We start from the raw sequence: 23,556 nt of genomic DNA, 5'->3' as shown, positions 1-23,556 counted from the left end.
CCCAATCGGGTGGCCCTTTTTTTATGCCTGAAATAAATGTCGATGCGAAAAGAAACACAAATAATAAACACGTAATTGTTGTGTGCGAAATAAAAATAATAAAGTGGGAAAAATATAAAACAGGAAAAATAAACTCTAATTTGGAGTTTATTTTTAATGGCCTGAAGTCAAACGTTGCAAAAGATTAAATTAAAAACCTGCACAGGCCATCTAGGGTGTTTTTACTTGAGTAGTGATTAATTATCCCTATAAAAACAGTACTCAAAGCACCTCTCTTCTCATTTTTTTAAACATTCCTGGGCAAGTTAATCTCAAATAATCTAAAAAAAGAGACCGTAAAAGTAGCGATACCACTCCCGCCAAAAATTAAAATTACCCGATACAAATGCCGGTGAAATTTTAATCGTTATGCTAATAGGCTGTAATCACGGGGGCTCTAGCGGATTTAATAGAGTTATGCACAGCTCTATCCAGGCTTTCTGTTAATAAAGCGTCCTTGTGGAAATCGCTGCAAAAAGCGCTGCTTTTTTACCCGCCCATAGCAGAGCCATGGAGGATCAGGGCTAAAGGGGGATATCCCAGAGTTATGCACAGCTATATCCCGTGTTTCTGTTGGTAACCGGGCTGTAATAAAATGGAAATCAGTTATTAACAGGGTTGTGAGATTGAGACCTGTGGATTACTAGAGGTGATTGGTACGCCGGTATCTGCCAGAGAGAAGAGCGGGCGAGTGCTTGAAAATAAGTGGGAATAATAGAGGCAATAAAAAGCCCCACGATTGTGGGGCTTGGGGCGGGCTAAATGCTGAAGGCGTTATCGGGAACCAGATCAAAGCTCATCTCATTCAGGCTGAGGTCCTCTAAAGGGATTAGCTGGGCGGGGAGGGCAAAGCGGCGTGAGGTTGTGTTTTCTGACCAATCTAATACTTCAATATCTGCTGACTCCTCTTGCAGGTATTGGAGGAGCGCCCGAAGATCACTGGCGCTAGAGGCGATCAGAGTTTGGTACTCAAACATTCCCTGTAATTTCACGAAGCGATATTCACTTGTAGCATCCTCTATACGTAGCCATGCTTCGCCATTGGGCTTACTTTCTTCGCCGAGAATAACAGGGCCTTGATCATCATCGAATACAGAGGCAAGTCGATAATCTGGTGTGGGTAGTTCTGCGCCGACCCAAACCCAGCCGGAGAGGCTGATGCGATTTAATTGCCATTCACACAGCCATACCGTTTGGTCGTCGTCTATTCGAAACTCACGGTACTCCTTCTGGCTCAGATAGTTGTCAAAGCTCATTTCTGTATTGGGATTATCCTTACGGAAACTATGCAGTTGTTGCGTCATTTCGTAATTCACTTCCCAGTGTTTTCGCAATCGCCATTGCATCGGATATTGACCCCATTCCACGATATATTCTTCATGCTCGCGGATAGTTTCAACAACACGCCAAAAGGCGCCATCGATGAGGATACAGGTATCGCCGAGTTTACATCCGGGGGCAATAATGCTGCATTCCGGGGACGCTTGCGAAGCGCTGACCAAATGTTCGCTGCGCCCTTCAATCACATCATACCAGGGGAAGCCGTGGCGTAATGGCGGCGGAAATGCCAGTGGTGGTCGCCCCCCGAGTAATCGGCGAAAGAGTACCGATTTTTCAATTTCAAGATCGGAAAGTGTATAACCTTCCTGTTGGGTGATTTGGCCCCAGGCAAAGGCGGCTCGAATTAGGTGTTTTTCGCGGTCTGAAAAGCTCATGGATGCAATCATGGGCAGTAAATAGGAAACCATACCACTGTGCAGGGGAAGGCGCTAATGCAAATGCAATTATCTGTGATTTGGTTAGGGACGACACTTGTAAGGTGGTTCGATACACTGCTGGATTCAATATTGATGCAATAGGAGGTTAGTGGTGCTTTGGATTCGAGGGCTACTGATCATTACTTTGGGCTTTTGCGTTTGGGTTTCGCTGGCAGTGGCCAGCTCAGCTGAGTCTGATAATTTTGAGTCTTGTCATCTGGATGGTTGGGGTAGCTCCCTGTTATGCACAGACTTGCCCGTTGGTGAGGGGGATACTGCGGTGGATCTGGCTGTGATGATTGCCCCTGCAGTGAATGACATTGGTCGCGAGCCTATTTACCTTCTAGCTGGCGGGCCGGGGCAGGCAGCCAGTCACTTAACCCCGATTTTAAATGCGCTGCACAAGGTCAATCAGGATAGGGCAATTGTACTGGTAGATCGGCGAGGCTCCGGTTATTCCGGTGCATTTGACTGTGGCATAAATAGGGAAATAACTATGGACCTGGGCGTAGTGAGCGAACGCCTATCGGAGTGTTATTTAGAGAAAACCACTTTCGCAAACGCGCTGAACAGTCGCCAGGCTGTGGAAGATCTTGAAAAAGTCCGTATCCACCTGGGGCATGGAAAAATTGCTTTGTGGGGAGGATCTTGGGGAACCCGTACCGCCTTGCTATACCAACAATGGTATCCAGATAGCTTAAGTGTACTGATATTGGATGCTGTCGCGCCAATTGATACTAAAGTTTTCTTGACTGCGCGGGCTGCGGAAAATGCGCTTAGGAAGCTTGAGCTGGATTGTAGCGAAGATCCTATTTGTGCGGAACTTGGGAACTGGCGGGTTGAGCTAGATCAGCTCCTTGTGAGTTGGGATAAAAGTGGGGGCGCCAATTTTCCTGACCCCCGCTCGGGAGATCGCCTGAAAGTTGATATTCCTCGAAGCTTCCTGCAAAACCTTATTAGAACTGCACTTTATGCTCCAGAGACTGCGGCTCAGATACCATTTGCAGTTAGTCAGGCGGGGTCGGGCAATTATTTGCCTTTGTCGGGACTTGCTGGCTTGCTTTCTGATTCCGGTATGTCTGTGGGACTTACACTATCAGTGGCCTGCGCCGAGGAATTGAACCGAACCTCTAGTGAAGAGCTGGCGGCAGATAGTCGAGGTAGTTTTTTAGGAACTGCGTTTTTCGAATTTTTTGAGGAAGGGTGTAGAGTTTGGCCGGTTGCCCCTTTCTCTTACAAAAAACCCGAGCCCAGAAATCATCCGGTGCTATTAATTTCGGGAGAGGCTGACCCTATCACGCCATATTATTATGCCGATCAGAACCTTAATTACCTCTCAGGGGCGAAGCACCTGTTGGTACCCGGTGGGGGTCATATCAATACAATGCGTGGGTGTGTGCCCGAATTGATAAAGATTTTTCTTAATTCCCCATCTGAAGCTTTGGATACGGCTTGCCTTGACGATATTCAAAGACCGCCGTTTATGGTTGGATTTTTTGGCCCCGAAATTGATATACCAAAGACAAAAGAAAAGGTACGCGTACAGGAGGGTTCGTTGTGATAAGTGTTGAAGCTGTCAGCAAGCAATTTTCGGGAGAGCCCGTATTGAGACGTCTTAGTTTTTCGATACCAGATGGGCAGATTACCGCTTTACTTGGGGCGAATGGAGCGGGCAAGACGACTTGTCTACGGATTATCACGGGACTGGTAAAAGCGGATGCCGGTAGTGTCTATGTTAATAATTTGCATGTAAGTACACACCCCTTGGAAGCACGTCGTCAGTTGGGGGTTGTGGGAGACCGAGAGGGGCTGTATGAGCGCCTTACCGTGGCTGAGTATTTATCTTTTTTTGCCAGTGCGCAGGGGCTTTCCGGTAGTGAATTAACCTGGGCGCTAAATTCGGTTCGTGATGAATTGGAATTGGAGAGTTTATGGCACCGGCGAACAAAGGGCTTTTCACAAGGGGAGCGAATGAAGGTCTCCCTCGCCCGAGCTTTGGTTCACCGCCCAAAACATTTGATACTTGACGAGCCTACTCGTGGGCTGGATGTTCTTGCCGCTAGATTATTACGCAAAACCCTTTTGCGATTGCGCTCGGAGGGTGTGGCAATTTTATTTTCGAGTCACATTATGGCCGAGGTTTCCGAGCTTTCAGATAAAGTTTTAGTCATGGCTAATGGAGTTGTTGTGGCTAATGGAACACCTGAAGAGCTTTTACAGCGTACCGAATGTAAAAACCTGGAAGACAGTTTTGTGGCTTTGGCCTATGGGAGAAAGGCGGAACGGGAGGCAGTTGTATGAATTTCACAAGACGGATGTTCACGGCTCCAATGAGAGCGCTAATACGCAAAGAACTGCTGGAAGTTTGGCGTGATAGGCGGGCTCTAGGTTTGGCTCTTGCTTTTGCAATATTATTTCCTGGGTTGATTGCTGCAATGATTATGTTTGCACTGAAATCTCAGGGCGAAAAAACGTTCCGGGTCGCTCTAATTGGAGGTGAAAATGTGCCGGTGCTGGAGCAGCAGTTGAGTAAAGGGAGTTTTCAGCTGGACAGTCTGTCCGAGAGTGATCCCGCCTCACTCCTAAATAATAATTATGATGCGGTAGTGAAGATTGCTGATGGCTTTGCCGATGACTATCGCAATTTCCGCAGTCCTAAAGTGTATCTTTATGTGGATGGTTCCAATCGTTTTAGCGGAAGGGGTGCGACTCATGTGCAGAAAAATCTTGGAGAATTACAGCAGTTAATAGTTCAGCAGCGCTTGGTGGCTAGGGGGGTTGCAGTGCAATTAATGGCGCCCTGGCAAGTGCAAGTCAGGGACGTGAGTACCCCCTCTTCACGCAGCACTTGGATTTTTAGCAGCATACCTATGCTGCTAATTATGACGCTGTTTGTTGGCTGCTTGTCCTCATCGATCGATACCTCTGCAGGAGAGCGGGAGAGAATGAGTCTTGAGGTGCTGTTACAGCAGCCGGTTGAGGCTTGGCAGATCGTTCTGGGTAAGGTTATTGCTGTGTCCAGTATCAGTTGGTTTGCTTCGATTCTTGCACTTACTTCCTTGATGGTTGTATTTCCCTTTTTACCCTTGGCAGAGATGGGAATAAAGCATGCAACAACGGTCTGGGGAGCTGTAACCATAGCGCTTGCCCTGCTGCCTTTGGCGCTATTGATTGCAGTGCTACAAATATTACTGGCACTGCGGTCACAGTCATTTAAGGATGCGCAAACTCAGCTGAGTATTTTGCAGTTTTTACCGGTCACTTTATTGTTCATTCTGGATATGTCGGCGATTGAGTTAAAGGGGCCGCTTTGGCAGTTAGTCCCCTTGGTCGCCCAGCAGCAGTGGTTCAAAGTCCTGTTAGTTGGGGATTCAATATCTGTAGCATGGGTGATAGCTGGCTCTCTGGTCAGCCTTTTGTTGGTTGTTGGGTGTATATTAGGCGGTGCTCGGGCGTTGCAGCGAGAGAGCCTGCTTGGAGCCACTTAGCTATTGAACAGAGAGTTGTACTGGCATGAATGACTATCGCGAAGGGCTGTTGAGTATTAATTTGAAGTCCATTGCAGATAATTACCTCGACCTGGCCGATCGATTGGCTGTTGGTGCCCGTTGTGGCGCAGTGGTCAAAGCGGATGCCTATGGTCTGGGGATGGTTCAAGTGGTGCCAGCACTCTACGCTCAAGGGTGCCGTGATTTCTTTGTTGCGACCCAGTCAGAAGGCGAACGCCTGCGCAGCGATTTCGGTGATGAAGTAAATATTGTCATTCTTACCGGGGTACGTCCTGGGGCGGAACTTGAGTGTGCTCGTGCGGGCCTGATCCCGACGCTGTTTACGATTGAGCAATTTCGCAACTGGGTAAAAGTTTGTGAGCGGACTCAACTAGAAGCCCCCTGTGCGCTGAAAGTGGACTCCGGTATGACTCGTTTGGGGTTGGGCCCGGAAGAGTTTGAGCTGATATTGAAGGACCGCCCTCTTTTGGAGGCCGCTAATATAAGGATGCTACTCAGTCACCTCGCCTGTGCGGATGAACCTCAACACCCTCAAAATCAGATACAACTAAGTAACTTTAAAGCGGCGGGCGAGAAGCTACGTGGGCTATGCCCCGGCATCCTGTTAAGCCTTGCGAACTCATCGGGTATTTTCTTGGGTGAGGAGTATCACTTTGATATTGCCAGGCCCGGTTCTGCACTCTACGGAGTTAACCCGGTTTTTGGAGTGAAAAACCCAATGCGGCCGACAGTGACGCTGCAGTTACCAATCGTACAGAAGCGCCTTGTGAGTCAGCCCCAGTCGGTGGGTTACGGCGCTACCCAGGAAATCCCCGGTGGCAGCTGGCTGGCGGTAGCCCGCGGCGGGTATGCCGACGGCATAATGCGTGCCCAAGGCGGGCGCGGGCGGGGTTGGGCGCACGGTCGGCCCTTGCCAATGGTGGGGCGAGTATCAATGGACTCGACAACCTTTGATATTTCTGGTCTTGGCAAAGAGGAGCGCGAGTCGCTTCAGTCGATTGAAATCCTTAATGATGATCTCACCGTGGATGAAGTTGCGGGTTATGCGGGGACTATAGGCTATGAGGTACTGACGAGTCTCGGGCACCGCTATCATCGTCGCTATGTAAAAGGTTGACCAAGTTGCAAGACGTTATTGTAAAGACAGCCCTGGAACAGCTCCGCCCTGTGCTGGAACTGCTGGCTGACGGGGAAATCCACTCTGGAGAGTCTCTTGGGGTGGCACTTGGGGTGAGCCGGGCAGCCGTTTGGAAGCAACTCCAAAAGTTGGAGCAATATGGTTTAACGCTAGAGTCGATGAAAGGACGCGGTTATCGCCTGTTGGGTGGACTGGACCTTCTGTCAGCTGAGGCCATTCGCTCACAATTGGATGACAGCGCGCAGGGCCTGTTAAAAGAACTTCTTGTCTTCGATGAAGTCGGTTCTACCAACTCGTTGCTACTGGAGCAAATGGAGGAGGGAAGAGGGCATGCCGTGGCCGTACTGGCCGAACGCCAAAGTGCAGGCCGGGGCCGGCGTGGTCGCAACTGGATCAGCCCCTATGGCAGTAGTATTAGCCTCTCTGTCGGCTGGGAATTTAGTGGTGGAGTACAGGGTCTTGAGGGGCTAAGTCTTGCAGTGGGAGTTGCTGTAGCTGGGGCGCTTCAGCGCTTTTCTGTTCCGGGTGTTCGGCTCAAGTGGCCCAATGACATCTGGTGTCAGGGGCGTAAGCTAGCCGGAGTGTTGCTTGAATTGAAGGGCGATCTCACCGATCGCTGTTCTGTGGTAATCGGCATCGGACTAAATAGCGGTCTCTGTGCGAAGACCGCCGGTGAGATAGATCAGCCATGGGCAGATCTCCAGGAGGTTAGTCCGGGCGTTACCCGCAACGAGCTGGCTGCAGCAATACTCAGTGAACTTTTAGCGCTGCTGGCTAGCTATTCACAGCGGGGATTCGAATTTTATCGTGACGCCTGGTTAGCGCTGGATCAATTTTCCGGGCAGCCGGTTAGACTGCAGTCAGGCAGTTTGAGTTGGACTGGCACCGCTGCCGGAGTGGATGAAAGTGGGGCTTTAGTCCTGAATATGGAAGACGGGCAAAAGTCTTTCCATGGGGGGGAAATTTCCTTGCGGGGGGCAGTTTGATTTTAGAGCTAGATATAGGCAATACCCGCGGTAAGTGGCGTTTTCTTCGTGGCGCTGAAGTTCTGCTGCGGGGGGATATAGGGACTCCTCAATTGCGAGAGGGCGTGTTGCCGGATGAGTGGGCTGAGCTCAGCCCTCATCGAGTTCGAGTGGTTAATGTGGCTGGGCCCCAGATTGCTGAGATTTTGGTTGAGGCGGTGAAGGTGAGGTTTGCTCTGCAGGTCGAGTTCTCGTCGGTCCTGCCTGAATGTGCCGGAGTTGTTTGTGGTTACGATGATCCCAGGTCTCTGGGAGCTGATCGCTGGCTAGCGATGTTAGCGGCTTATCAAAAATCTGCACAGGCAGCATTAATTGTGGATTGTGGCAGTGCGGTGACGTTGGATTTGCTGGACAATGGTGGATGCCATATTGGGGGTTATATAGTCCCCGGGTTTGGGCTGATGAACCGCGCGTTAAGTGCTGATACCCATGCAGCCAAAAGTTGCGAAGACCTTACACTGACCAAGGTCTTGGGGGCAGGTCGTAACACCAATGAAGCGATAAATCGGGGACTCCTATTAATGGTAATGGGGGCGGTTGATCGCGCCATGCAAGAATTGCAGGCTTTTTCAGGTTCGCGGCCTCTTCTATGGCTAACGGGTGGAGATGCACGCTTGCTCTCTTCGGTTTATCAGCAGCAGCATCACCTGGCCCCTGATTTGGTGATGGATGGGCTGGCTCTCAGTAATCCATAAAGTTTTGCTTTGTTATGCGCTGGATCGCTCTTTCTTTAGTTACTCTGAATATTGGCATTTTTGCATGGTTTCTGTTGATTGCCCCAGGTTATCAAGCGGATATGGCTTCTGGCTCACTTTCCCTGGGTTTTGATGGCCACAAGATTGTCCTCTTGAGTGAGATCTCCCCCGAAGAGTTGCCGGCTGCAAAAAAAACAAGTGAGTCAGGTGGGGCGTCTTTTGGCGCTGGGCAGCTATGTACCCTGGTTGGGCCCTTTGCAGAGGAATACCAAGGTGAAAACATTTTGCAGCGGATGCAGTCGCTCCAAGTGAGGGCGGAGCTTCGCGAGATAGAGATGCAGGGCCAGATGCGCTACTGGGTTTACCTCTCCCCGTTGAGTTCAAGAAGAGAGGCCTATAACCGATTGCGTGAGCTACAGTCTCGGGGAATTGATAGTTATGTGATTCCGAAAGGCGCCCTGGAGAATGGAATTTCGTTCGGGATTTTCAGTGAGCGAGCGAGAGCTGAATCCCATACCGAGAGTTTGAAAGAGAAGGGTGTTGGCGCCCGGTTTAAGGAGGAGCCGCAAATGCGTAGCGAGCGTTGGATATTGATGCCGCCCGGTAGCGCAGAGCGTCTCGCCACAGAGTTTTGGCAGCAGTTGCAATTGGAGCATGCGGAATTGGTTAGGCGGCACAATCTCTGTTCAGAGGTCGCTGGCTAATCAGTCGGCCACTTTAGGGGCAAATCCTCTTTGTGCGAGAGGTTATGGCTTTTTTTCAGTAGGTTAAAATCGGCGACAAAAAAATTCGATTTATCTGCAAAAAGAGTATTGCTTGTCGGGATAACTTCCCCTAGAATCCCGCCTCCATTGACGAGACTGACTGCTTGGCCTCGTCAATGAATGGGATAGGGCTGGCGTAGCTCAGTTGGTAGAGCAGCTGACTTGTAATCAGCCGGTCGGGGGTTCGATTCCTCTCGCCAGCTCCATTTTTATCCCGGCGCTGTTTTACCTTGGGTTTTGCAGGTAAGTCTGTGAAATTAAAGGAAAAAATGTTGACAGCGCAGCGGAAGGTGTAGAAAATGCACCCCGCATTGAGCAGGGGTTCCCGAGTGGCCAAAGGGATCAGACTGTAAATCTGACGCGAAAGCTTCGGTGGTTCGAATCCACCCCCCTGCACCATTTTTTGCACCATAAGGTGTTGCCGGCGAAACAGGTAGTTTTGTCTGGAGGCTCCCGTAGGCGGGCATAGTTCAATGGTAGAACCTCAGCCTTCCAAGCTGATGATGCGGGTTCGATCCCCGCTGCCCGCTCCAATTTACGGGTTCGGCTTGAGGGCTCTCCATATCGGTATGTCTTTTGGTTGTCTTGATTGGTAAAGATTTGCTCATGTAGCTCAGGGGTAGAGCACACCCTTGGTAAGGGTGAGGTCGGCGGTTCAAATCCGCCCATGAGCTCCATTATTTAATAGCCGCGAGAGTGAAAGCTCTTGCGGTTGTTTGTGTCCGGGATCGGGGTTTTTCGGGTCGGATGCACATGTTCTGGATGTGGGTGGTGCCGTTGAAGGCTCACCTATAATAGGAGGCTGCAATGGCAAAAGAAAAATTTGAACGTTCCAAGCCCCACGTGAACGTGGGCACCATCGGTCACGTTGACCACGGTAAAACCACCCTGACAGCTGCTCTGACCCGCGTATGTGCGGAAGTTTGGGGCGGTGACGCTGTTGCTTTCGATGGTATTGATAATGCACCTGAAGAGCGTGAGCGCGGTATCACCATCGCCACTTCTCACGTTGAGTACGAGTCCCCGACTCGCCACTACGCGCACGTGGATTGCCCGGGTCACGCCGACTACGTTAAGAACATGATCACCGGTGCTGCTCAGATGGACGGCGCTATTCTGGTATGTTCCGCAGCTGACGGCCCCATGCCGCAGACTCGTGAGCACATCCTGCTGTCCCGTCAGGTTGGTGTACCTTACATCGTTGTATTCCTGAACAAAGCGGACATGGTAGACGACGAAGAGCTGCTCGAGCTGGTAGAGATGGAAGTTCGCGAACTTCTGGATCAATACGAGTTCCCGGGTGACGACACTCCGATCATCGTTGGTTCCGCTCTGATGGCCTTGAACGGCGAAGACGACAACGAAATGGGCACTACCGCTGTTAAGAAGCTGGTTGAGACCCTGGACGAGTACATCCCTGAGCCAGAGCGCGCGGTAGATCTGCCGTTCCTGATGCCGATCGAAGACGTATTCTCTATCTCTGGCCGTGGTACTGTAGTAACCGGTCGTGTAGAGCGCGGTATCATCAATACCGGCGACGAGATCGAAATCATCGGTATCAAAGAAACCACTACCACTACTTGTACTGGTGTAGAAATGTTCCGCAAGCTGCTCGACGAAGGTCGTGCGGGTGAGAACATCGGCGCACTGCTGCGTGGCACCAAGCGTGACGAAGTAGAGCGTGGTCAGGTACTGGCTAAGCCCGGTTCCATCACTCCGCACACCAAGTTTGAAGCGGAAGTGTATGTACTGTCCAAAGACGAAGGTGGTCGTCACACCCCGTTCTTTAAAGGCTACCGTCCTCAGTTCTACTTCCGTACCACTGATGTAACGGGTGCGTGTGAACTGCCAGAAGGTACCGAAATGGTAATGCCGGGCGACAACATTCAAATGGTTGTTACCCTGATTGCTCCAATCGCCATGGAAGATGGCCTGCGCTTCGCGATCCGCGAAGGCGGTCGTACCGTTGGTGCGGGCGTTGTTGCCAAGATCATCGAGTAAAATTTTGTCTTCGCGTCGCTGCTTTTATTGCGGCGCGTTAAATTGGAGGGTTCCTGTAGTCCTCTCATTTTGAGCATCTAGGTGTTCACTCTGTACAGGCCAGTAGTTCAATTGGTAGAGCACCGGTCTCCAAAACCGGGTGTTGGGGGTTCGAGTCCCTCCTGGCCTGCCATTTTAATCACTCCATTTGGGGTGAAGCAGAACCCTACTTGTCAGTGGGGCTTTTGTGTTTATGAGCGCTAAAAGATTATCTATAGTGCGCTAAGGGCTTCTTATATGAATGCTAAAACAGAAGCGAAAACCTTTCGTCTTGACGGTCTGAAGTGGTTGTTAATAGTTCTGCTGGTAGGCGGTGCTGTTGCAGGAAACTCTTATTACGCCGAATCATACCCTTTGTTTTACCGAGTGTTGGCAGTAACTGCCATCTGTCTGGTAGCTCTGGTTGTGGCAGTAAATACTGCAAAAGGCAATGCGCTATGGCAATTGTTGCGTGAAGCGCAAATTGAAGTCCGGCGCGTGGTTTGGCCGACTCGCCAAGAAGCAACCCAGACCACAGTGATTGTGGTGGTGTTTGTGTTGATTATGGCGCTTATCCTGTGGGCGCTTGATTCAGCATTGGGTTGGGCAGCTTCCAAATTTATCGGCTAAAGGTTGATACATGTCAAAGAATTGGTATGTGGTCCAGGCTTACTCGGGCTATGAGAAGCGTGTCGCCAGCTCTCTGAGAGAGCGTATTGAACTGAACGAAATGGATCACCTGTTTGGCGAAGTCCTGGTCCCCACTGAAGAAGTGGTGGAGATGCGTGCAGGGCAAAAGCGTAAGAGTGAGCGCAAGTTTTTCCCAGGCTATGTTCTGGTGGAAATGGAGCTGAATGACGATACTTGGCACTTGGTGAAGGAAACTCCCCGGGTGCTTGGTTTTATTGGTGGCAAGGCAGATAGACCGGCACCAATTACGGATCGCGAGGCACAAGCTATCCTCAATCGTATTGACGATTCTGCAGATAAGCCTAAACCCAAGACCCTGTTTGAACCTGGTGAAATGGTTCGAGTCATTGACGGTCCGTTTAATGATTTCAACGGTGTGGTTGAAGAAGTCAACTATGAGAAAAGTCGCCTGCGTGTGGCCGTGTTGATCTTCGGACGCTCCACTCCGGTCGAGCTGGAATTTAGTCAGGTAGAAAAGACCTAAGGCCAGTGCAAATTTTTTGCCCCCTTTCGCCGTGAGGCGGAAGGGGGTTTTCGCGTCCCCGGAAAATGAGACTTCATGCCGGGGTTCGGGGAGCTTGCCCTTAACTTTAGTGTTATTGCGGCCAGGCGTTAATACCCATCTAGAGGAGAGCTGTAATGGCTAAGAAAGTCGAAGCTTATATTAAGCTGCAAGTTAAGGCCGGTCAGGCCAATCCAAGTCCGCCCGTTGGTCCTGCACTGGGTCAGCACGGCGTAAACATCATGGAATTCTGTAAGGCGTTCAACGCCCAGACCCAGAGCCTCGAGCCGGGCCTGCCAGTGCCGGTTGTGATCTCTGTCTATGGTGATCGCTCCTTCACTTTCATCATGAAGTCTCCGCCTGCAGCAGTGCTGCTGCGCAAAGCTGCGAAGATCAAGAGCGGTTCCGGCCGTCCGAACACTGAGAAGGTGGGTAAAGTGACCCGCGCTCAGCTGGAAGAAATTGTAGAAATGAAGAAAGCAGACCTGACTGCATCCGACATGGACGCGGCCGTGCGCACTATCGCCGGTTCCGCTCGCAGTGCCGGTATTGAAGTGGAGGGTCTCTAAGTGGCTAAATTAAGTAAGCGTCAGCGCGCTATCGCTGAGAAAGTTGAAGTGGGTAAGGCCTACAGTATTGATGATGCTGTTGCCCTGCTGAAAGAGCTTTCCAAAGTTAAATTTGCAGAGACGGTAGACGCCTCTGTAAACCTGGGTATCGATCCCCGTAAATCCGACCAAGCTGTCCGCGGTGCAACTACTTTGCCGCACGGTACTGGTAAAGACGTTCGCGTAGCTGTTTTCACCCAGGGTGCAAACGCTGAGGCTGCTAAAGAAGCGGGCGCTGATCTGATTGGTATGGACGAGCTTGCCGCTGACGTAAAAGCCGGCAAGATGGACTTCGACGTAGTAATCGCCTCCCCGGATGCGATGCGCGTTGTGGGTCAGCTGGGTCAGATCCTCGGCCCGCGTGGCCTGATGCCAAACCCGAAGACCGGTACTGTCACTCCAGACGTTGCGACCGCAGTTAAAAATGCCAAAGCGGGTCAGGTGCGCTTCCGCGCTGACAAAGGCGGCATCATCCACGGTGGTATTGGCAAGGTAGGTTTCGACCTGAGCTCGCTGAAAGAAAACCTGGAAGCGCTGGTAGCAGACCTGAAGAAAGCTAAGCCGGCTTCAGCCAAGGGCGTATTCCTGAAGAAGATCACCCTGAGCACCACTATGGGTCCAGGTCTGGTTATCGACCAATCTTCTCTGGATATCTAATTAGGGCTATACAGCCCCGCGGGGGCTGTGTGCCGAAATGAACTTTGGGGTCCACCCTGTGCTTCCACAGACGGGTGGGCCGTCAAAGACCGTAGGTGCCCGGTACGTTGAGGTTTAACGTATTTGGCTTAATCCGAACTTCGGCCAGGTTGGCCTAAACGGGGTTCGAGCCTACGCAGACGGTGTGCCCAAACCAGTATTTTTACTGGATTTGAGCTTTAAACACCGGAACGGATCGGACGATTAAGTCCGGTTTTTTTCAAATCCAGGAGTGACACTATGGCTATTGGACTCGAAGACAAGAAAGCGATTGTCGCAGATGTCCAGCAAGCTGCTAAGGGCGCCCTGTCTGCGGTAGTTGCGGATTCCCGCGGCGTTACCGTGAATGACATGACGGCCCTGCGTAAAGAGGCTCGCGAGAACGGCGTTTGGTTAAAAGTCGTCCGCAATACTCTGGCGCGTCGCGCTCTGGCAGGAACCGATTACGAATGTCTGACCGACAAATTCGTAGGTCCCAGCATTGTTGCATTTTCCAACGAACATCCGGGTGCCGGTGCGCGCATCCTGAGCCAGTTCGCTAAGGGTAATGACAAGCTGGAACTGAAAGGTGCTGCCTTCGAAGGCGCGATCACCGACGTTGCATTGTTGGCAAGCCTGCCGACATACGACGAGGCGATCGCCAAGCTGATGAGCGTGTTGAAAGAAGCATCTGCTGGCAAGCTGGTCCGCACTATTGCGGCCGTTCGCGACCAAAAAGAGCAGGAAGCTGCGTAATTGATTCGCTGAGGCGAATTGCGGTTTCAAAACGAAATATGAGCAGCTACTGCTCAAACCAATTCAGGTAATGACTCATGTCTCTGACTAAAGAAGATATCATCAATGCTGTTGCCGAAATGTCCGTTAAGGATGTTGTTGAGCTGATCGAAGCAATGGAAGAGAAGTTCGGTGTAACTGCAGCAGCAGCAGTTATGGCTGGCCCGGCTGCCGCTGAAGCAGCAGAAGAGAAAGACTCTTTCGACGTAGTCCTGACTTCCATAGGCGACAAGAAAGTAAACGTGATCAAAGCTGTTCGCGGCATTACTGGCCTGGGCTTGAAAGAAGCCAAGGGTCTGGTTGACGGCACTCCGAGCCCGCTGAAAGAAGGCGTAAGCAAAGACGAAGCTGAAGCCGCTAAGAAAGAGCTGGAAGAAGCTGGCGCAACAGTAGAACTGAAGTAATTCAGTGTTGCGATTCCCGCTAGCAGTCGCGTAAAGCGACAGGTAGCGGTAAGGCTGGTGGACTTTTGTCCGCCGGCCTTTTTGCCGTTTGCGGTACTGAGGTTTCACCGGTGCCGGCGGAAGTAAGAAATCCGTGGCAACCTCATTAACCATAGCGCAGTTGCGCTACCCGAAAGCAAGCGGAGAGGTTTCTGAACAGCACAGGCCAACTGTGTTGCTCAGAGGCTTCTCGCCCGGAGGGACTCTCGACCGGAGTCCCACGAAGTCTTGTCACTGATCAAGCTGGGGAATTTGAATGGCTTACTCATATACTGAGAAAAAACGTATCCGCAAGGATTTTGGCAAACTGCCTAAGGTCATGGATGTGCCCTTCCTGCTTGCGATACAGCTGGATTCTTATCGCAATTTCACACAGGCCGACAAACGCCCCGACGATCGTGTGGACGTTGGCCTGCAGGCGGCGTTTAAATCTGTATTTCCGATTGTCAGCTATTCCGGCAATGCCGCCCTGGAGTATGTGAGCTATACGCTGGGTAAGCCTGCTTTTGATGTTAAGGAATGTACCCTTCGTGGCGTGACTTACGCATGCCCGCTACGTGTACGTGTGCGTCTGATTATTTACGATAAAGAATCTGCGAATAAGTCCATCAAGGACATTAAAGAGCAGGAAGTGTACATGGGCGAAATACCGCTCATGACTGACAACGGTACTTTTGTTATCAACGGTACCGAGCGTGTCATCGTATCCCAGCTGCACCGTTCCCCAGGTGTATTCTTTGATCACGACAAAGGTAAGACCCACTCCTCCGGTAAGTTGTTATACGCCGCTCGGGTTATCCCCTACCGTGGTTCCTGGCTGGACTTCGAGTTCGACCCTAAAGATCTGGTGTTTGTCCGTATTGACCGTCGCCGCAAACTGCCTGCAACTATCTTATTGCGCGCCCTGGGCTATTCCTCCCAGGAAATGCTGGAGATGTTCTTCGAACGCAGTAAATTCGAGATACAGGAAGATCATGTCAGCTTGGAGCTGATCCCCTCTCGCCTGCGTGGTGATGTAGCCTCCTTTGATATTAAAGATGGCCAGGGCAAAGTTATTGTCGAAGAAGGGCGTCGTATTACCCCGCGCCACATCCGTCAGCTGGAAAAAGCGGGCGTAGAGAAGCTGGAAGCGCCGCTGGAGTACTTGTTTGGCCGTGTTCTGGCGAACGATATTATCGATGAGTCTACCGGCGAAATCGCGATCGACTGTAACACCGAGATCACCGATGAGGTGATCGCCAAGCTGCGTGAATTGAACGTCAAGAATTTTGAGACTCTGTACACCAACGACCTGGATCGTGGTCCGTTTATTTCCGACACCCTGCGTGCAGACCCCTCTCGCACCGTGCTTGAGGCGCTGGTTGAAATCTACCGCATGATGCGCCCGGGCGAACCGCCTACCAAGGAGTCTGCAGAGTCTCTGTTTGAAAACTTGTTCTTCACCGACGAGCGCTACGATTTGTCTGCCGTCGGTCGTATGAAGTTCAACCGCCGCCTGGGGCGTGACGGTGAGACAGGTTCCGGTACCCTGAGCAAAGAAGATATCGTCGAAGTCCTGAAGACTTTGATCCATATCCGCAACGGCCAGGGCATGGTGGATGATATCGACCATCTGGGTAACCGTCGCGTCCGCTCCGTGGGTGAAATGGCTGAAAATCAGTTCCGCGTTGGTCTGGTGCGTGTAGAGCGCGCAGTAAAAGAACGTCTGTCCATGGCAGAATCCGAAGGCCTGATGCCGCAGGATCTGATTAATGCCAAGCCGGTGGCCGCCGCAGTGAAGGAATTTTTCGGTTCCTCGCAGCTGTCCCAGTTTATGGACCAGAACAACCCGTTGTCGGAAGTGACCCACAAACGCCGTGTTTCAGCTCTGGGCCCAGGCGGTTTGACACGTGAGCGTGCCGGTTTTGAGGTGCGGGACGTACACCCGACTCACTACGGCCGCGTATGTCCGATTGAGACTCCGGAAGGGCCGAACATTGGTCTGATCAACTCTCTGGCGACTTACGCCCGTGCCAACCACTACGGCTTCCTCGAGAGCGCCTACCGCAAAGTAGTTGACGGCAAAGTGACCGATGAAATCGAATACCTGTCCGCGATTAACGAAGCTAACTACGTAATCGCTCAGGCATCTGCTGCTGTGAATGAAAATGGCAACTTCAGCGATGATCTGATCAGTGTGCGTCACCACAACGAATTTACCTTGAAAGGGCCAGGCGAAATCCAGTACATGGATGTCTCTGCCAAGCAGGTGGTTTCTGTGGCTGCAGCGATGATCCCGTTCCTCGAGCACGATGACGCCAACCGCGCATTGATGGGATCCAACATGCAGCGTCAGGCGGTACCGACTCTGCGCGCTGAAAAGCCGCTGGTGGGCACTGGTATGGAGCGCACTGTGGCGCGCGACTCCGGCGTCTGTGTAGTTGCCAAGCGTGGCGGTATTATCGAGCGTGTTGATTCCAGCCGTGTCGTGGTACGTGTAGCTGATGCTGAAGTGGAAGCTGGCGACGCTGGTGTAGATATCTACAACCTGACCAAATATATCCGCTCCAACCAAAACACCTGTATCAACCAGCGTCCGATCGTAACGACTGGTGATCGTGTAGCCCGCGGAGACATTCTCGCCGATGGTCCCTCTGTAGACCTGGGGGAGTTGGCTCTGGGGCAGAATATGCGTATCGCATTTATGCCTTGGAATGGTTACAACTTTGAGGATTCCATCCTTATTAGTGAGCGGGTTGTACAAGAAGATCGCTTTACCACTATCCACATTCAGGAACTGACCTGTATTGCCCGTGACACCAAGCTGGGTAGTGAGGAAATTACCGCAGATATTCCCAATGTTGGCGAGTCCGCACTGAATAAGCTGGACGAGTCCGGCATCGTATATATCGGTGCGGAAGTGGGTGCCGGAGATATCTTGGTCGGCAAGGTAACTCCAAAGGGTGAGGCTCAGCTGACCCCGGAAGAGAAGCTGCTGCGTGCGATCTTTGGTGAGAAGGCGTCCGATGTTAAGGACACCTCTCTGCGTGCGCCCAGCGGTACTCGCGGTACAGTAATCGATGTGCAGGTATTTACCCGCGACGGCCTGCAGAAAGATCAGCGCTCTATCGATATCGAAAAGGCGCAGCTGGATGAGGTCCGCAAGGACCTGAATGAAGAATACCGTATCGTCGAAGGCGCTACTTTCGAGCGCCTGCAGTCTGCATTGCAAAACCAGAAAGCTGCGGGTGGTAAAGGTATCAGCAAGGGACAGGAACTCACTGCTGAAGTTCTTTCTGCTTTGCCGCGTGAAGACTGGTTCAAGCTTCGTATGGAAGACGAGAGCCTGAATGAGCAGCTCGAAAAAGCCGAAGCGCAGCTGAAAGAGCGCCGCAAGCTGCTCGACGAAGCCTTCGAAGACAAGAAGAAAAAACTGGAGTCTGGCGATGACCTAGCTCCGGGCGTGCTGAAAATCGTCAAGGTTTACCTGGCGATCAAGCGCCGTATCCAACCGGGTGACAAAATGGCCGGTCGCCACGGTAACAAGGGGGTTATCTCCGTGATCAAGCCCGTTGAGGATATGCCTTACGACAAAAATGGTGAGCCGGTTGATATCGTTCTGAACCCGTTGGGTGTTCCCTCGCGGATGAACGTCGGTCAGGTTCTGGAAATGCACTTGGGTATGGCTGCCAAAGGTCTCGGCGTAAAAGTCGACAAGATGATCAAGGAGCAACAGGAAGTCGCCAAGGTGCGCGGATTCCTGGAAGAGGTGTACAACTCCACCGGTGGTCGCAAAGAAGAGCTGGATACTTTCTCCGATAAGGAAGTGATGGCGATGGCACAAAACCTGCGTCGCGGTGTGCCTATGGCAACGCCGGTATTTGACGGTGCCGATGAAGGTGAGATCAAGCAGCTGCTGCGTTTGGCGGACATCCCAGATTCCGGCCAGATTACTCTGCGTGACGGCCGTACCGGTGATACTTTCGAGCGCCCGGTTACCGTTGGCTACATGTACATGCTGAAACTGAACCACTTGGTAGACGACAAGATGCACGCGCGTTCTACCGGTTCCTATAGCCTGGTTACCCAGCAGCCGCTGGGTGGTAAGGCACAGTTCGGTGGTCAGCGTTTCGGTGAGATGGAAGTGTGGGCGCTGGAAGCTTACGGCGCTGCTTACACTTTGCAGGAAATGCTCACGGTGAAATCCGATGACGTAGAGGGGCGTACCAAGATGTACAAAAACATCGTGGACTCCGATCACCGTATGGAGCCGGGCATGCCTGAATCCTTCAACGTACTGGTCAAGGAAATTCGCTCTCTCGGCATGAACTTCGAGCTAGAGCACGAGTAATTCCGACCCTGTACAGAAGCCTGTTGGCAGGTGAAATGAGATAAGTGCCAGCGCCCCTTTTAAAGGGGCAGCTGGCCCGCCCGGCGGCCAGTGTGAGCGCCGGGTTGACTACCCCCTAGTGGAGGAAAGGCCTTGAAAGATTTATTAAATCTGGTGAAGTCCCAGGAACAGCTCGAAGAATTTGATGCGATTCGTATCGGTCTGGCATCGCCGGACATGATTCGCTCCTGGTCCTACGGTGAAGTGAAAAAGCCGGAGACCATTAATTACCGTACATTCAAGCCTGAACGAGAAGGCCTGTTCTGTGCCAAGATCTTTGGCCCGGTGAAGGACTACGAGTGCCTGTGCGGTAAGTACAAGCGCATGAAACACCGCGGCATTATCTGTGAGAAATGTGGCGTTGAAGTGACCAAGGCCAAGGTTCGCCGCGAGCGCATGGGTCATATTGAACTGGCCAGCCCGGTTGCGCATATCTGGTTCCTGAAATCCCTACCGTCTCGTATCGGCCTGCTGCTGGACATGACGCTGCGTGATATTGAGCGCGTTTTGTACTTCGAATCCTACGTGGTTACCGAGCCGGGTATGACGACCTTGGAGCGCGGCCAGCTGCTTAATGATGAGCAGTACTTTGAAGCGATGGAAGAGTTCGCCGATGAGTTTGAGGCGAAGATGGGTGCGGAAGCGATCCAGGGGCTGATGAGTGACATCGAGCTACCTACGGAAATCCAGCGTCTGCGCGAAGAGATTCCGGCGACCAACTCCGAAACCAAGATCAAGAAACTGTCCAAGCGCCTGAAGCTGCTGGAAGCTTTCTACAAGTCCGGCAACAACCCGGAGTGGATGATCCTACAAGCTTTGCCGGTTCTGCCGCCCGACCTGCGTCCGCTGGTACCGCTGGATGGTGGCCGCTTTGCGACTTCCGATCTGAATGACCTTTACCGTCGTGTTATCAACCGTAACAACCGTCTGAAGCGCCTGCTTGAGTTGAATGCACCAGACATTATCGTGCGCAACGAAAAGCGTATGTTGCAGGAATCTGTGGACGCACTGCTGGATAACGGCCGTCGCGGACGAGCCATCACCGGCTCTAACAAGCGGCCGCTGAAGTCCTTGGCTGACATGATTAAAGGCAAGCAGGGCCGTTTCCGTCAGAACTTGCTGGGTAAGCGCGTGGACTACTCCGGTCGTTCCGTGATCGTGGTAGGCCCGACCCTGCGTTTGCACCAGTGCGGTTTGCCCAAGAAGATGGCCCTGGAGCTGTTCAAGCCGTTTATTTTCGGCAAGCTTGAGTCCCGTGGCCTGGCTACCACGATTAAAGCTGCCAAGAAAATGGTGGAGCGCGAAGAAGCCGTCGTATGGGATATCCTCGACGAAGTGATCCGCGAGCACCCGGTACTGCTTAACCGTGCACCGACTCTTCACCGTCTGGGTATTCAGGCGTTCGAACCGGTTTTGATTGAAGGTAAGGCGATTCAGCTGCACCCGTTGGTCTGTGCGGCTTATAACGCCGACTTCGACGGCGATCAGATGGCGGTACACGTACCCTTGACCATCGAAGCGCAGATGGAATCTCGGGCGCTGATGATGTCTACCAACAACATCTTGTCGCCCGCCAACGGCGAGCCGATCATCGTTCCGTCTCAGGACGTGGTGCTGGGCCTGTATTGGATGACCCGTGAGCGCGTTAACGATAAAGGTGAGGGCATGTCCTTCTCCGACATCAAAGAAGTGAGCCGTGCTTTCTACGCCAAGCAGGTGGGTCTGCAGGCGAAGATCAAGGTCCGTATTCGCGACGTGATCGTGGGTGAAGATGGTGAAAAGCACGAAACGACCTCCATCAAGGACACCACTGTTGGCCGTGCTCTGCTGTGGAACATTGTGCCGGAGGGCCTGCCGTTTGCGCACGTCAACCAGCCGATGAAAAAGAAGGCGATCTCTCGCGCACTGAACGAGTGTTATCGTAAGGTGGGCCTGAAGGCGACCGTTATCTTTGCTGACCAGTTGATGTATACCGGTTTCGATTTCTCCACCAAGTCCGGTTCCTCCATTGGTGTGAACGACTTCGAAATCCCGTCTGAGAAGGCCGAGCTGATCGAAGCCGCCGAAGTGGAAGTTAAAGAGATCGAAAGTCAGTTCGCCTCCGGCCTGGTAACCCAGGGCGAGAAGTACAATAAGGTCATCGACGTTTGGTCGCGCACCAATGACAAGGTGACCCAGGCGATGATGGCCGGTATCAAGAAAGAGAAGGTGATCGACCGCGAAGGTAAGGAGACCAAGCAGGATTCCTTCAACTCTGTATACATGTATGCTGACTCAGGCGCGCGGGGTTCAGAGGCTCAGATTCGTCAGCTCGCCGGTATGCGTGGCCTGATGGCTCGTCCAGATGGCTCCATTATTGAAAACGCCATTACCGCGAACTTCCGTGAAGGTCTGACGGTACAGCAGTACTTCATCTCGACCCACGGTGCTCGTAAAGGTCTGGCGGATACTGCACTGAAAACCGCTAACTCCGGTTACCTGACCCGCCGTCTGGTAGATGTTGCCCAGGACGTGGTCATTACCGAAGTAGACTGTGGCACTGACGATGGCCTGACCATGGCACCGGTCATTGAGGGTGGTGACGTAATTGAGTCTCTCGGTGACCGTATCCTCGGTCGTGTTGTAGCCCGTGACGTACTGAAACCGGGCAGTGATGAAATCGCTGTTTCCGCTGGCGCGATGATTGACGAGAAATGGGTTGAGCGTATCGAAGCCATGGGCATCGATGAGGTTCTGGTGCGTTCGCCGATCAGCTGTACCGCTGCGCACGGTATCTGTGCTCAGTGTTATGGTCGTGATCTGGCGCGCGGTCACCGTGCTAACTCAGGTGAGGCTGTGGGCGTTGTTGCTGCTCAGTCCATCGGTGAGCCGGGCACCCAGTTGACCATGCGGACCTTCCACATTGGTGGTGCGGCAAGTCGCGCCTCTGCAGCCGACAGTATCCAGATCAAGCAATCCGGTACTGTGCGTCTGCATAATGTAAAAACTGTGAAAACCGAAGTCGGTACCCTGGTAGCGGTCTCTCGCTCAGGTGAGTTGGCGATTGCCGATAATGCCGGTCGCGAGCGTGAGCGTTATAAGCTGCCTTATGGTGCAGTAATTAGCGTATACGAAGGCGCTGAAGTTGATGGTGGCAGGATCGTAGCCAAGTGGGATCCGCACACCCATCCGATCATCACTGAGGTTGCTGGTTGGGTGAAGCTGTCTGGTATGGAAGACGGACTTTCTATTCGCAAGCAGACTGACGATATCACCGGCCTGTCTTCTATTGAAGTTATCGACCCGGCTGAGCGCCCGGCTGCGGGTAAAGACCTGCGCCCAGCGGTAACTCTGGTTGATGAGAACGGCGAAGAGCTGACCCTGGCGAGCAGTAATGCACCTGCGCACTATGCGTTACCACCGCGGGCAATCCTCAGCCTGGCTGATGGCAACAAGGTGAACGTGGGCGATGTTATCGCGCGTATTCCGCAGGAATCCGGTGGTACCAAGGACATTACCGGTGGTCTGCCACGCGTTGCAGACTTGTTTGAAGCGCGTAAGCCGAAGGAGCCGTCCATCCTGGCGGAAATATCCGGTACCGTTTCCTTTGGTAAAGAGACTAAAGGCAAGGTTCGCCTGCAGATTACCCCGCGTGACGGCAAGCCGCTGGCTAATGGTAAGGATCACTACGAGGTTCTGATTCCGAAACACCGCCAGCTGACCGTGTTCGAAGGTGAAACGGTAGAGAAGGGGGAGGTGATCTCCGACGGCCCATCCAATCCGCACGATATTCTGCGCCTAAAAGGCGTGGAAGAGCTGGCTCGTTATATCACCAATGAAATCCAGGAAGTTTATCGTCTCCAGGGTGTTGGCATTAACGACAAGCACATCGAAACGATTGTGCGTCAGATGTTGCGCAAGGTGGAAATTACCGAGATGGGTGATTCCGGCTTCATTAAAGGTGACCAGGTCGAATACCAGCGTGTGATCGAGGAAAACGAGCAATTGCGAGCTGAGAACAAGCAGCCCGCTCAATTCGAACGCCTGCTGCTGGGTATTACCAAAGCCTCCCTGGCCACTGAGTCCTTCCTGTCTGCGGCTTCGTTCCAGGAGACTACTCGCGTCCTGACTGAAGCGGCGGTAACCGGCAAAGAGGATAAGCTGCGCGGCTTGAAGGAAAACGTCGTTGTGGGCCGTTTGATCCCGGCTGGTACCGGTCTGGCCTACCACGCGGAACGCAAGCGCAAGCGCAGTCTCCAGTTGGAAGAGAGCTTTGGTGAAGGTCCTTCTGCAGCAGAAGTGGAAGCTGCGTTGACCGAGGCACTTAAGTCTTCCGGTGAATAAAGCTTATTTCGCCTCTCCATTTGGTGGGGCGAAGTAGGTAAGGGCACCTCGGTGCCCGATTTGAAATTGGCAAACACCTTTGGTGTAAGTACTTACTTCCGTTGCCGATTGACTAAGCGGGCTTTCGCTTATAGAATGCGGCCCCCGCTTATGTGGGGTGTTCCGTCCGGCTTCTAAGCCGGCGCTACACACAGACGACAGTCCC

The 23,556-nt window shown here is 52.4% G+C and carries 18 protein-coding genes and 5 tRNA genes; 22 read left to right on the top strand and 1 reads right to left on the bottom strand.

The genetic code is table 11. The features are described from left to right. A partial coding sequence (locus tag MO867_RS08185; RefSeq protein WP_252465845.1) for a hypothetical protein occupies positions 1-188 on the top strand: 188 nt, incomplete at its 5' end. A gap of 609 nt (positions 189-797) precedes the next feature. Here MO867_RS08185 and MO867_RS08180 read toward each other — a convergent pair. Then, positions 798-1,754 (bottom strand): hypothetical protein, encoded by a 957-nt coding sequence (locus MO867_RS08180; protein ID WP_252465844.1) that lies wholly within the window; start codon positions 1,752-1,754, stop codon positions 798-800. 154 nt (positions 1,755-1,908) lie between these two features. Here MO867_RS08180 and MO867_RS08175 point away from each other — a divergent pair, with 154 nt between their 5' ends. The 21 genes from MO867_RS08175 to rpoC all read left to right on the top strand — a co-directional run bounded on the left by MO867_RS08175 (position 1,909) and on the right by rpoC (position 23,351). Next, positions 1,909-3,357: an alpha/beta hydrolase gene (locus MO867_RS08175; protein ID WP_252465843.1), complete on the top strand. Its 1,449-nt coding sequence runs from the start codon at positions 1,909-1,911 to the stop codon at positions 3,355-3,357. After that, positions 3,354-4,097, top strand: coding sequence for an ABC transporter ATP-binding protein (locus MO867_RS08170; protein ID WP_252465842.1), 744 nt, complete (start codon positions 3,354-3,356; stop codon positions 4,095-4,097). The genes MO867_RS08175 and MO867_RS08170 overlap by 4 nt, the downstream gene beginning before the upstream one ends. Next, the gene (locus MO867_RS08165; RefSeq protein ID WP_252465841.1) at positions 4,094-5,284 is read left to right on the top strand and encodes an ABC transporter permease; all 1,191 of its coding nucleotides are present in this window, start codon (positions 4,094-4,096) and stop codon (positions 5,282-5,284) included. The genes MO867_RS08170 and MO867_RS08165 overlap by 4 nt, the downstream gene beginning before the upstream one ends. A gap of 25 nt (positions 5,285-5,309) precedes the next feature. After that, positions 5,310-6,422: an alanine racemase gene (alr, locus tag MO867_RS08160; protein ID WP_252465839.1), complete on the top strand. Its 1,113-nt coding sequence runs from the start codon at positions 5,310-5,312 to the stop codon at positions 6,420-6,422. A gap of 5 nt (positions 6,423-6,427) precedes the next feature. Further along, entirely contained in the window at positions 6,428-7,429 is a 1,002-nt protein-coding gene (gene birA / locus MO867_RS08155; protein ID WP_309143300.1) for a bifunctional biotin--[acetyl-CoA-carboxylase] ligase/biotin operon repressor BirA, read from the top strand. Then, positions 7,426-8,163, top strand: a complete 738-nt coding sequence (locus MO867_RS08150; protein ID WP_252465837.1) for a type III pantothenate kinase — start codon at positions 7,426-7,428, stop codon at positions 8,161-8,163. Before birA ends, MO867_RS08150 begins: the two co-directional genes overlap by 4 nt. A gap of 14 nt (positions 8,164-8,177) precedes the next feature. Then, complete coding sequence (locus MO867_RS08145) at positions 8,178-8,867, top strand: SPOR domain-containing protein (RefSeq protein ID WP_252465836.1); 690 nt, start codon at positions 8,178-8,180, stop codon at positions 8,865-8,867. Positions 8,868-9,057: 190 nt separating this feature from the next. Continuing rightward, positions 9,058-9,133, top strand: a tRNA-Thr gene (locus tag MO867_RS08140). Between the two features lie 109 nt (positions 9,134-9,242). Continuing rightward, positions 9,243-9,326, top strand: a tRNA-Tyr gene (locus MO867_RS08135). Positions 9,327-9,386: 60 nt separating this feature from the next. Next, positions 9,387-9,460: transfer RNA gene (locus MO867_RS08130), tRNA-Gly, on the top strand. Positions 9,461-9,529: 69 nt separating this feature from the next. Next, positions 9,530-9,604, top strand: a tRNA-Thr gene (locus MO867_RS08125). Positions 9,605-9,734: 130 nt separating this feature from the next. After that, on the top strand, positions 9,735-10,928 hold the full coding sequence (gene tuf / locus MO867_RS08120) for an elongation factor Tu (RefSeq protein WP_252465824.1): 1,194 nt from the start codon (positions 9,735-9,737) through the stop codon (positions 10,926-10,928). A gap of 96 nt (positions 10,929-11,024) precedes the next feature. Next, positions 11,025-11,100 (top strand) — tRNA-Trp (locus tag MO867_RS08115). A gap of 104 nt (positions 11,101-11,204) precedes the next feature. Next, entirely contained in the window at positions 11,205-11,576 is a 372-nt protein-coding gene (gene secE / locus MO867_RS08110) for a preprotein translocase subunit SecE (protein WP_252465835.1), read from the top strand. 10 nt (positions 11,577-11,586) lie between these two features. Then, positions 11,587-12,120, top strand: a complete 534-nt coding sequence (gene nusG, locus MO867_RS08105) for a transcription termination/antitermination protein NusG (RefSeq protein WP_252465834.1) — start codon at positions 11,587-11,589, stop codon at positions 12,118-12,120. A 155-nt stretch (positions 12,121-12,275) separates the two neighbouring features. Next, a complete protein-coding gene (rplK, locus tag MO867_RS08100; protein WP_252465833.1) occupies positions 12,276-12,707 on the top strand; it encodes a 50S ribosomal protein L11 in 432 nt (143 codons plus the stop codon). Next, positions 12,708-13,403, top strand: coding sequence for a 50S ribosomal protein L1 (gene rplA / locus MO867_RS08095; protein ID WP_252465832.1), 696 nt, complete (start codon positions 12,708-12,710; stop codon positions 13,401-13,403). It begins immediately after the preceding gene. Between the two features lie 279 nt (positions 13,404-13,682). After that, a complete protein-coding gene (gene rplJ, locus MO867_RS08090; RefSeq protein WP_252465831.1) occupies positions 13,683-14,177 on the top strand; it encodes a 50S ribosomal protein L10 in 495 nt (164 codons plus the stop codon). Positions 14,178-14,254: 77 nt separating this feature from the next. Then, complete coding sequence (gene rplL, locus MO867_RS08085; protein WP_252465830.1) at positions 14,255-14,620, top strand: 50S ribosomal protein L7/L12; 366 nt, start codon at positions 14,255-14,257, stop codon at positions 14,618-14,620. A gap of 295 nt (positions 14,621-14,915) precedes the next feature. Beyond that, on the top strand, positions 14,916-18,989 hold the full coding sequence (gene rpoB, locus MO867_RS08080) for a DNA-directed RNA polymerase subunit beta (RefSeq protein ID WP_252465829.1): 4,074 nt from the start codon (positions 14,916-14,918) through the stop codon (positions 18,987-18,989). Positions 18,990-19,121: 132 nt separating this feature from the next. After that, on the top strand, positions 19,122-23,351 hold the full coding sequence (rpoC, locus tag MO867_RS08075) for a DNA-directed RNA polymerase subunit beta' (RefSeq protein WP_252465828.1): 4,230 nt from the start codon (positions 19,122-19,124) through the stop codon (positions 23,349-23,351). Positions 23,352-23,556 lie beyond the last annotated feature (205 nt).

The organism is Microbulbifer okhotskensis (assembly GCF_023895975.1).
Taxonomy (GTDB): Bacteria; Pseudomonadota; Gammaproteobacteria; order Pseudomonadales; family Cellvibrionaceae; genus Microbulbifer; species Microbulbifer okhotskensis.
Note: the sequence above shows the minus strand (reverse complement) of the source record. Positions and strands in the feature narration are given on the sequence as shown.